This window comes from Prevotella sp. P4-51 (assembly GCF_002251455.1).
Classification (GTDB): Bacteria; Bacteroidota; Bacteroidia; order Bacteroidales; family Bacteroidaceae; genus Prevotella.
Map to the genome: position 1 here is coordinate 124,557 of NZ_NPJM01000011.1, position 8,785 is coordinate 133,341.

The following is an 8,785-nucleotide window of genomic DNA, read 5'->3' on the forward strand; positions in this document are numbered from 1 at the left end:
AGTGGGGATTGCCTCCCGGTCGTCAGTGGCTCTTGCTGTACATGCGCTCTATGTGCTGGCGCAGATATTCCTTGAACTCGTCGTTGCCCAGCACATCGATGTCGTCGTAGAGACCTAACACAAAGCGGCCTATACCAATGTAGCTGCATACGTCGAGGTCGAGCCTGAAGTGTCGCTCATCATGAGGTGTCATACAGTCTGCGGCGCGGGGCACCTCTTCGCGCAGCAGATTGGCAGAGAGCTGCCCCAGTATCATGCTGACCGGTTGGCGCTCTTCGGCACAGAACATGAACGCGTCGGTAAACATCTGCCGGTGGCGGTCTTCGTAGCTCCACAGCATGTCAATGATTTCCACGTCGCCCATGCGGGCTATCTTGAAGGTCTTGTTGAGGCCGGTGCTGAGTTCGTAGCAGCGCACGTCCATATTGTCGTTCATGAAGGCGAAGGGTTCTACTATGCGGTCGGTCACAGTCTGGCTGTGGGGCGACGAGTAGTTGCATATCTTGACCATCTGCTTGAACTTGATGGCTTCGTAGAGCCTGTCTATATTGTGGGAGAGCTGCTGGTTGGCGGTAATGTCGGTGAGTATGCGCAGGTCGTAGAACTTGTCGAGCTTATGGCGTATGCTTTCGGCGAGGGCATTGTTGTCGTCGGTGCCGCTGATGAGCCGTCTCAGCAGCACAGCCTCCTGCTCGGTGAAGTCTATGCTCTCGTGGAGTTTGCGGAAGAAGGGCGAGTGGCGGTCGAGCCTGTAGTAGGTGCCCGACTTGACGAGTCTGAAACCGGCATCGCGGAAGAAGTCGAAGTAGTAATACAGATTGCGCAGCGAGATACCTACACGGTCGCAGAGCTGTGCGGCGGTGTAGTTCTTGTTCTCGGTCATCAGTAGCAGCAGGTCGAGTTCGCGCTGCAGTTTGTCGTGTCTCATTTACTTGATGTTTCGGGGGTGATGGTTGAGTATCTGTTCACGCAGGGTGGTGGTGTCGATGTGCGTATAGATTTCGGTGGTGGCAATATTCTCATGTCCCAGCATGGCCTGGATGGCTCTCAGGTCGGCCCCTCCCTTGAGCAGCGCTGTGGCAAAGCTGTGGCGCAGCGTGTGGGGCGAAATGGGCTTGTGGATACCTGCCGCGAGTGCCGCCTGGCGTATGATGTAGAACACCATGATGCGGGTGAGATGGCTGCCGCGCCGTGAGAGAAACACATAGTCTTCTTCGCCGGGCTTGATGCGTAGATGGCAGCGGTCGGCATACCACAGCCCGAGCTCGTGGAGCGCCGTGTCGGAGATGGGCACCAGCCGCTCCTTGCTACCCTTGCCCATGATGCGCACAAACCGCTCCTCGGCATATATCGCCGATAGCTTCATGTTGACCAGTTCGCTCACGCGCAGTCCGCAGGAGAAGAGCACCTCGATGATGGCCCGGTTGCGCTGTCCCTCGGCGGTGCTCAGGTCTATGCTTGCCTTCATCCTGTCTACTTCTTCGGGCGTGAGCACCTCGGGCAGCCGCTCTCCCGTCTGCGGCGACTCGAGCAGCTCGGTGGGGTCGTTGTCCATGCGTCCGTCGACGAGCATGAACCTGTAGAACGAGCGCAGTCCGCTAATCATCCTTGCCTGCGACGCCGGCCCGATGCCCATGTCTCTCAGCGTGCAGACAAACTGCTGCAGGTCGGAGAGCTCGATGCGGTCGATGCTCACCCCCCGCTCATGGCTGAAGGTGACCAGGTGGCCGATATCGGTGAGATAGGCAGCCACGGTGTTGGGCGAGTAGTTCTTCTCCAGTTTGAGATACCTGGCATAGGCCCTTGTCAGTGAGCCCGAAGCTGGAGTGGCGCTGTGCATGTCTTCTGTCATAGGTATGGGCATCAATATGGGGCGTGGTACATGAAAAAAGCGGATGATTTATTTTGTACTTAGCCCGATTTAAGCTAATTTTGCAACAAGCATACGGCCTTGCGGCTATGCCGTTTACAAAGTTAATACGAATTGGGATGGTGTCAAAACAAATCAAACGGTTTTTTCTAAAAAAAGCATCATCCCCCAATACGCTACGACGATGAAAATACAAATTATCAATGGCCCCAACCTCAATCTGCTCGGTATCAGAGAGCCAGGCATCTACGGCCACGACTCCTTTGACGACTATCTTGCCCATCTGCGTACCCTCTATCCCGAGATAGAGATAGACTACTATCAGAGCAATGTCGAGGGCTATCTCATAGACCGTATGCAGGAAGTGGGCTTCGACTGTGACGGCATCGTGCTCAATGCCGGCGCCTATACCCACACCAGTGTGGCTCTGCACGACTGCATCCGCTCCATCCAGGCACCCGTCGTCGAGGTGCATATCAGCAATGTACACCAGCGCGAAGAGTTCCGCCACCACTCCATGATATCTTCAGCCTGCCGGGGAGTGATAGCAGGGTTCGGACTCGACTCCTATCGTCTCGCCATCGAAGCCTTGAAAGCCAAATGACCATAGACCAGTATATCCGACAGCATATAGACCCTGAGGGAGACTATCTCTACCGCCTCTGGCGTGCCACCAACATCCATACCGTGCACGGCCGCATGGCCTCGGGCCATCTCCAGGGCCGTCTGCTCAAGATGCTCGTAGAGATGATACGCCCGCAGCGCATACTTGAGGTGGGCACATTCAGCGGCTACAGCGCCATCTGCATGGCAGAGGGACTGGGCGAGGGCGGCAAGGTATATACCTTTGAAATCAACGACGAGATGGAAGACTTCACCCGAAAGTGGATAGAAGGGTCGCCCGTGGCCGACCGCATAGACTTCCGCATAGGCGACGCCAATGTCGAGGCACCCCGACTGGGCATCATGTTCGACATGGCCTTTGTCGACGGCGACAAGCGCACCTACCGCGAGACCTTCGACACGCTGCTGCCCATCATCAGGCAGGGCGGCTACATCATCGCCGACAATACCCTGTGGGACGGACATGTGGTAGACCCCGCCTACGCCAAAGACAGCCAGACCCACGGCATAGACACCTTCAACGACTATATAGCCCGCGACACCCGTGTGGAAAAGGTCATTCTGCCCATACGCGACGGACTCACCATCATCCGCAAGAAGTAGAAAAACGGCGCCGCCGGAACGAAATCGACCGATTTTTTTTGTATTATGGGCGATTAGAGCTATATTTGCAACTGTTATCTACCGAAATCAAGGAGTGAATATATTATATAAGGTATAGAAACCGTAAATTAAAATCATTAAATAACCTTCAACGATTATGGCAAACTTATTAGACGAGACCCAAGGTCCGGTCAACGACAATGGCCGTGATGTACATGTGATAGACCGTCAGCTCCCAGTGACCATCACTTTCCGTTCCACCCTCTTCGAGATAGCCTTGTGGGTGACCCTCCCGCTGCTCACCCTCATCTACGTGCTGGCTATGGGCGACCAGCTGGCCGACCCCACCACCGTGGCCATCGGCGGCTGCGTGGCAGGCGTGCTGCCAGGAGTGGTATTCATCTTCATGAAGATTTCGGCGCGCAACTATTTTCTCAAGCTCGAGCAGCGCATCCAGGCCGAGGCGTCCAATATAGACAACTATCTGGAGCAGCGCGTGCAGATACTGCAGAACGTGGTGGGACTGGTAAACCGCGCCATAGACCTGGACAAGGACGTGATGAAGGCCGTGGCTGCCCTGCGTGGCGGCAAGGTAAACGAGGCCAACCGCAGCGACGTCAACAGCCAGCTCAATATGGCTTGTGGCCGTCTCTTCCCCCAGGTTGAGGCTTATCCCGACTTGAAGGCCCACCAGGCCATAGCCGACGCCATGCAGCAGAACAACTATCTGCAGCGTGAGATTACGGCTGCCCGCACGGTCTACAACAGCCGTGTGACCCAGTGGAACACCGACCTCTTCTCCTGGCCTACCAAGATGATAGTGGCTGCACGACAGGGATATACCACACGTATACCTTTCACCGCGTCGGCAGAGACCCGCGAGATGGCCCGCAGCAAGTTCTTCTAAGCCGGGGGCTATGACAGAGGATATCTATGACCCCCTGGACGAGTATGCAGGCAAGTTCCGTCCGCGCTTTGAGCAGGTAGCCAAGGAGACCTTTGCCCAGCTCGCCCGCGAGGCCAATGTGAACGTGGCTGCCAACCGTGAGACCTGTCGTCTGCTGGATATGACCGAGGACGAACTGGGTTCGGTGAAGTCGAGCATCAACTGGACCACCTTCTTATGCGTCGTCCTCTGGTGCGGACTGGCCGTAGGCGGATGGGTGCTCTACTCCCAGTGGCAGGTGATAGACTCGTGGTATGTGGTGGGCATAGGTCTGGCCATGGTGGTGGCATTGATACTGCTGCTGGCCAAGGTGCATCCCCGACTGTCGCAGCTGAAGGACGAGCGCGACAATCTGCAGGACAAGGCTGAGCAGTACAAGGCTGAGGCGTGGCGCCAGATGGAGCCCCTCAACCGGCTCTACGACTGGGATGTGCTGATGCGCATGATGACCCAGACGGTGCCCAGACTGGAGTTTGACCCTTACTTCACCACCCAGCGGCTCGCCGACCTGCAGGAGATATATGGCTGGGACGGCTCGTTCAACAAGGAGCGCTCGGTCATCTACTCCCACTCCGGTCTCATCAACGGCAACCCCTTTGTGCTCTGCCGTACGCGCAAGATGGAGATGGGCAGCAAGACCTATCAGGGCTCGAAGACCATACACTGGACCACCCGTGAGCGAGGGTCGGACGGCAAGATGCAAACCGTGCACCACTCTGAGACTCTCATAGCCACCGTCACCGCGCCCTATCCCGAATACTACGAGAAGACCCGTCTCATCTATGGCAACACAGCTGCCCCCGACCTGAAGTTCTACCGCCAGCAGAGCGGTATGGCCAACCGCGAGGGCTCGCTCTCCTACAAGTGGAAGCGGCGCAAACTGAGAAACAAGGCACGCGACCTGGACAACAGCGACTTTGCCATGCTCACCAATGAGGAGTTTGAGGTGGCCTTTGACACCAGCAACCGCAACAACAACCAGCAATATGCGATGCTTTTCACGCCTCTCGCCCAGTCCAGCATGCTCAAGCTGCTCAGAGACCAGGAGGTGGGATATGGTGATGATTTCGATTTCGGCAAAAACTGCATGATCAATACCATCATCTCTGACCATATCCAGAGCATGGACCTCGACATGGACCCCCGCAGGTATCACAACTACAACTACGACCAGGCCGAGCGCGACTTCTACACCCTCAATGCCGGCTACTTCCGTGCCATCTATTTCTGTCTGGCTCCGCTGCTCTGTGTGCCTATGTATCAGCAGATACGCTCGCAGCAAGACATCTATGGCCGCGATATGCAGCGCCGCAGCGCCTTCTGGGAGCACGAGGCGCTGGCCAACTTCTGGGGTCAGGACCGCTTCAAGCATCCTCGCTGTGTGACCGACTGCATCCTGAAGACCCAGTCCAAGAGCGAGGCCGACGGCAATACCCGCGTCACCGTCTTTGCCCATGGCTACCGCGTAGAGAAGCGCGTGACCTATGTGAGCAAGTGGGGCGGCGACGGTCGCACCCATCAGGTGCCTGTCTACTGGGACGAATATCTGCCCGTGACGGGTCAGGGCAGCATGCACATGCAGGAAGACAACAGCAGCGAAGACCCTGCCACCACCCAGCGCCAGCGTTTGGACCACATAGCCCAGGTGCTCGACCGTGCTGGCATGTCTGTCTACCGTCGGCACATCGCCTCGAAGATATAACCCAAGTTTCACCTTATTATATTATACGCGCAATGAAACCTGTAAGACTCAAATTATCTACCGTTGACCAAGCCTTGCCCATCGGCGCATCGCGCTTCTGGGGCAACCCCGACCTTCCACGCGGATTTGACTATCCCATGTACAAGGACTTTGAGGGCGACGACGTGCCCTATGTGTTTGTGTGCCAGCTGAACCTGAGCGAGCTGGCCCAGATGGACGCCGAAGGGGTGCTGCCCCACAAGGGACTGCTGTCGTTTTTTGCCAAGATAGACCACTACACGGGCAACTACTTTGACACCGACAGCATAGGCAGCGCCATCAGCGATACCGACGATGTGAGGGTCTTCTACTTTGAAGATACCCGCGACATGGAGCAGGTGGTGCTCATCGACGACGATGATATCCCCATGGCGTTTCATGAGATGAAGATTGAGTGTACGATGGAGGAGAGTATGGAAGACCACTTTGTGATGGCCGAGCCTACCTACCGTGAGTGGGAGACCTGGGACCATCCCTACGAGGACTGGCAGATACTCCTGCAGATAGACTCGTGTGAGGGCAGTGACTTTGCGCTCAACTTCATGGACTGCGGCGTGCTCGACTTCCTGATAGACCCTGCCGACCTCGCCGCCCGCCGCTTCGACCGCGTGCGCGCCATAGTGCTGTCTACCTGAGATACGCAGACATAAGACAAGAGGGTGTTATATAGTGAACCATTTTTTCCTCCCCGTCCGCTGACAGGTGTGGATTAAAAGTGTTATCTTTGCAATAAAGTTGGGAAATAATGGCAAAGAAAGATATAACATCTCATGCGGAGGTCGCTAATGGTGATGTCTGCGATACAGAATGCAAGGCCACAAATAGTGCTCCTGTGGATGGACAGGCAGAGGTGGTGAAGGTGATGACATGCGGTGACCGGCTCAGCATGGACTATGTGCGTTCTCATATTTATACTATACGAGGGGTAAATGTAATGGTCGATGCTGACCTTGCAGCCATGTATGGTGTGGAAACCAAACAGTTGAAACGTCAGGTGAAGCGTAATATAGAACGTTTCCCCGACGACTTCATGTTTGAACTGACATCAGAAGAGTATGAATCTTTAAGGTGCCAAAATGGCACCATAGAGAGCGGGGGCAGCATTCAAAGTATCTTCCTTTTGTCTTTACTGAGCAGGGAGTCTCCCAGTTGTCGGGTATCTTGAGGAGTGAATATGCTATAGAGGTGAATATCCGCATCATGCGTGCTTTCGTAGCCATGCGTCGCTTCCTCTCGGCCAATGCCGGTATGTTTCAGCGCATAGAGAGGCTGGAACATCATCAGATGCTGACTGACCAGAAGATGGAACAGGTGCTGAAGCGTATGGACGAGCTTGCTCCTGCCATCACTCCTGAACAAGTCTTCGCCACAGGTTGCGTGTGGGACGCTTGGAGCTATGTGTCCCAGCTGGTTCGTAGTGCCAAGCAACGCATCATCCTTATTGATAACTTTGTGGACGAAAGAGTGCTCCTGCTGTTGACCAAGAGGGCTGAAGGGGTTTCGGCAACCATCCACTCTCGCTACACACAGCAATTCCTGTTGGATCTGGAGAAGCACAACGGGCAATACGAGCCGATTGAGTTTGTGCAGACGCCTCACAAATCCCACGACCGTTTCCTTATTATAGATGATGATGTGTATCTCATGGGTGCCAGCATAAAGGACATGGGCACAAGCCTTTGTGCCATAACAAGGCTGGAGATGAAGCCCGACACGATAATGTCATTGTTAAGGTAGGCAGAATTCGACTTTACAACAGAACGGAAACAGCAGATAGAAATCTTTGATATACGAAAGTCAAACGTAAAACAGAAAATTATAAAAAGAGCATTGGTGTGTATTCTCTCTCTTGTGGCTTGCCTTTTGACAGGCGCTCAAGGTAAAGTGCGTAGTTCGAAGTTGGAGAGCATTACGGTTCAGGACGGCTATGTGTATTATTATCTGAGAGGCATGGAGAAGACTTTTACGGTAATGTTCTTGGCTGACACGCATTTTACTATTGAGGATGAACGGGGACGTGAGTTCTATGATAACACCCGACGGATGGGTGGAGCTGCTGTTCAACCTCAGAATTATGGCAAAAGCAATGGGCGGGAACGGGCTCTTTTGCGTTCGTTGGATAAAGCAAAAAAGGAACAGGCTGCGCTGGTCATATTGGGAGGCGACATTGTCAACTTCCCCTCGCTGGCTTCTGTAGAGCATCTCAAAGCCATGCTGGATGCTTCGGGGCTGAATTGGACTTATACGGCAGGCAATCATGATTGGCATTATGAGGGCGAACCAGGAACGTCCTTTGCCCAAAGGGAGAAATGGTAGCAGGCCAACCTGAAGCCTCTCTACCAAGGCCAGAATCCTCTCTATTCTGCTCAGGTCATTAACGGAATCATTTTTGTCACGATTGACAGTTCTCTCTTTGAAATCACAGAAGAGCAACTGAAGTTCTTCAAGAAGCAGGTGGAAAGGGGACTTCCTGTGGTGCTTTCCATGCACATCCCTGTTTATGTGCAAGGCCATGATATTGACTATGGATGTGGCAGCCCGCATTGGAACAAGGCAAATGACTGCTATTATGAGATAGAAAGCCGCGAATAGGATCACCTTTCCAATAATAAGGGTTTTCTTCTACTGGTACAGATTTGTCCCACTTATTAATAGGGGCTTGTTCTTCTACCAATTGTTTCTCTTGATTATTATAGGTATCTGTCATAGTCTGAAAATCAAGCATTTCTTCTCGAACTACTTCGGTTTTTTGATTTACTTTCTTTGCTATATACTGTTTTAATGTTCTTGCTTAACTATGGGAGGGGTAGCCCATTATAATTTGAGTGTAAAGATACTAAAATCATAATTGTTTTCAGTGCAAATTGTATACTTTAGGGATGCTCGTAAATCAGTCAAAAACAACCTAACGATCTAATTGTCAGTGTTATAAGAATTTTGTATCTTTGCATAAAATAATAAAAAATCCCCCAAACTGCTTTGACCGGCCTGTTTTGGGGGT

At 53.4% G+C, this 8,785-nt stretch carries 11 protein-coding genes; 8 read left to right on the forward strand and 3 right to left on the reverse strand.

From position 1 onward, the window contains the following. Positions 1–22: 22 nt before the first annotated feature. Both CIK94_RS01485 and CIK94_RS01490 read right to left on the reverse strand, forming a co-directional pair. Positions 23–928 (reverse strand): YafY family protein, encoded by a 906-nt coding sequence (locus CIK94_RS01485; RefSeq protein ID WP_094420905.1) that lies wholly within the window; start codon positions 926–928, stop codon positions 23–25. Next, on the reverse strand, positions 929–1,840 hold the full coding sequence (locus CIK94_RS01490; RefSeq protein WP_094420921.1) for a site-specific tyrosine recombinase: 912 nt from the start codon (positions 1,838–1,840) through the stop codon (positions 929–931). 214 nt (positions 1,841–2,054) lie between these two features. On the opposite strand from CIK94_RS01490, the gene aroQ reads away from it, so the two are divergent. From aroQ to CIK94_RS01525, 8 genes are all read left to right on the forward strand, one after another. After that, positions 2,055–2,474, forward strand: coding sequence for a type II 3-dehydroquinate dehydratase (aroQ, locus tag CIK94_RS01495; protein ID WP_022310917.1), 420 nt, complete (start codon positions 2,055–2,057; stop codon positions 2,472–2,474). After that, complete coding sequence (locus CIK94_RS01500; RefSeq protein WP_094389270.1) at positions 2,471–3,097, forward strand: O-methyltransferase; 627 nt, start codon at positions 2,471–2,473, stop codon at positions 3,095–3,097. Before aroQ ends, CIK94_RS01500 begins: the two co-directional genes overlap by 4 nt. A 157-nt stretch (positions 3,098–3,254) precedes the next feature. Then, positions 3,255–4,004 carry a LemA family protein gene (locus CIK94_RS01505; protein ID WP_022310915.1) on the forward strand — a complete coding sequence of 250 codons (750 nt, stop codon included), beginning with the start codon at positions 3,255–3,257 and terminating at the stop codon, positions 4,002–4,004. A gap of 10 nt (positions 4,005–4,014) precedes the next feature. Next, a complete protein-coding gene (locus CIK94_RS01510) occupies positions 4,015–5,745 on the forward strand; it encodes an MAG1210 family protein (RefSeq protein WP_094420908.1) in 1,731 nt (576 codons plus the stop codon). A gap of 32 nt (positions 5,746–5,777) precedes the next feature. Beyond that, positions 5,778–6,419: a YwqG family protein gene (locus CIK94_RS01515; RefSeq protein WP_094420910.1), complete on the forward strand. Its 642-nt coding sequence runs from the start codon at positions 5,778–5,780 to the stop codon at positions 6,417–6,419. A 110-nt stretch (positions 6,420–6,529) separates the two neighbouring features. Beyond that, the gene (locus CIK94_RS14700; RefSeq protein WP_254046117.1) at positions 6,530–6,949 is read left to right on the forward strand and encodes an ORF6N domain-containing protein; all 420 of its coding nucleotides are present in this window, start codon (positions 6,530–6,532) and stop codon (positions 6,947–6,949) included. After that, on the forward strand, positions 6,946–7,521 hold the full coding sequence (locus CIK94_RS01520) for a hypothetical protein (protein WP_254046118.1): 576 nt from the start codon (positions 6,946–6,948) through the stop codon (positions 7,519–7,521). The genes CIK94_RS14700 and CIK94_RS01520 overlap by 4 nt, the downstream gene beginning before the upstream one ends. 213 nt (positions 7,522–7,734) lie before the next feature. Beyond that, positions 7,735–8,100 carry a metallophosphoesterase gene (locus CIK94_RS01525; protein WP_144008228.1) on the forward strand — a complete coding sequence of 122 codons (366 nt, stop codon included), beginning with the start codon at positions 7,735–7,737 and terminating at the stop codon, positions 8,098–8,100. Between the two features lie 127 nt (positions 8,101–8,227). Here CIK94_RS01525 and CIK94_RS13925 read toward each other — a convergent pair whose 3' ends face one another. Further along, entirely contained in the window at positions 8,228–8,491 is a 264-nt protein-coding gene (locus CIK94_RS13925) for a hypothetical protein (protein WP_144008227.1), read from the reverse strand. Between the last annotated feature and the right edge of the window lie 294 nt (positions 8,492–8,785).

What these genes read in the sequence shown, in the direction of transcription:
- aroQ (WP_022310917.1), top strand. Translation starts at nt 2,055, where the DNA reads ATGAAAATACAAATTATCAATGGCCCCAACCTCAATCTGCTCGGTATC.
- CIK94_RS01485 (WP_094420905.1), bottom strand. Translation starts at nt 928, where the DNA reads ATGAGACACGACAAACTGCAGCGCGAACTCGACCTGCTGCTACTGATG.
- CIK94_RS13925 (WP_144008227.1), bottom strand. Translation starts at nt 8,491, where the DNA reads ATGACAGATACCTATAATAATCAAGAGAAACAATTGGTAGAAGAACAA.
- CIK94_RS01490 (WP_094420921.1), bottom strand. Translation starts at nt 1,840, where the DNA reads ATGCACAGCGCCACTCCAGCTTCGGGCTCACTGACAAGGGCCTATGCC.
- CIK94_RS01500 (WP_094389270.1), top strand. Translation starts at nt 2,471, where the DNA reads ATGACCATAGACCAGTATATCCGACAGCATATAGACCCTGAGGGAGAC.
- CIK94_RS01515 (WP_094420910.1), top strand. Translation starts at nt 5,778, where the DNA reads ATGAAACCTGTAAGACTCAAATTATCTACCGTTGACCAAGCCTTGCCC.
- CIK94_RS14700 (WP_254046117.1), top strand. Translation starts at nt 6,530, where the DNA reads ATGGCAAAGAAAGATATAACATCTCATGCGGAGGTCGCTAATGGTGAT.
- CIK94_RS01525 (WP_144008228.1), top strand. Translation starts at nt 7,735, where the DNA reads ATGGAGAAGACTTTTACGGTAATGTTCTTGGCTGACACGCATTTTACT.
- CIK94_RS01510 (WP_094420908.1), top strand. Translation starts at nt 4,015, where the DNA reads ATGACAGAGGATATCTATGACCCCCTGGACGAGTATGCAGGCAAGTTC.
- CIK94_RS01505 (WP_022310915.1), top strand. Translation starts at nt 3,255, where the DNA reads ATGGCAAACTTATTAGACGAGACCCAAGGTCCGGTCAACGACAATGGC.